The 775-nt window shown below is 34.5% G+C and carries 1 protein-coding gene; it reads right to left on the reverse strand.

All coding sequences use genetic code 11. The annotated features are described in order from the left end of the window. Positions 1 to 775: polysaccharide deacetylase family protein (locus DVW06_RS16870; RefSeq protein ID WP_153226868.1), on the reverse strand; the 775-nt coding region annotated here is incomplete at both ends.

Genomic DNA, 775 nt, shown 5'->3' on the forward strand with positions numbered 1-775 from the left:
TGCTACCTCATGACCCTCGTCGTGGACTTGTTTTGCAACATCTGGATTTTGATCCACCATCTGTCCTAACATGAAAAAAGTAGCTTTCACGTTATCTGTTTTTAGTATATTCAACAAATCAAGTGTTGAGCTATTATTTGGACCATCATCAAAAGTAAGAGCGACGTACTTTTTATTTTCATCTAATGCAGGTAATGTATCTTTTATACTTTCTTGCGAAACCAGATCTGTATCAATGAATGGAGCAATATCTTTGTATTTTAGAGTGACTTTAGAAGTTCCAGTTGAATTTTTTGGTAAGACGATAGTCAATTCATCAGGTGTATAAGTCATTTTACTATCATAAGAAATTCTATCCATTGTTAATACAGCATCAATGATTTTTTCAGGTTCTTTGGCTTGATCAAGTATGGATTGCTGAATCACCTGTTGAATACCTAAGAGACTTCCTTCATCTGGAATCAAATCCTTATTTGTGATTTCTTTGCCAGTTTTTTCGGAAACATAAATGGCTTTCTCAGAAATACTGTCTGGCTTTTTAAAATTTTCCTTACTGCGATCCCAGATAAAACTATCTGCTTCAATTCTATACTGACCAATTTTAGAAGATATTGCTGTTGCTTTTATTCTGGCAACTGTAAGCACTTCTTTTTCACGATGCTTTTTTTGTTGCTTTTGAGCAAGCTCGTCTAAGAGCTGGTTTGCATTTTTGAAAGGAACAGTATTTTCATCAACTGGACGGTAAACAAGGCACTTATTTTCTCCGTCATTTATA

The sequence above is a fragment of the Enterococcus sp. ARL09-542 genome, assembly GCF_005234805.1.
Lineage (GTDB): Bacteria > Bacillota > Bacilli > Lactobacillales > Enterococcaceae > Enterococcus_D > Enterococcus_D gallinarum.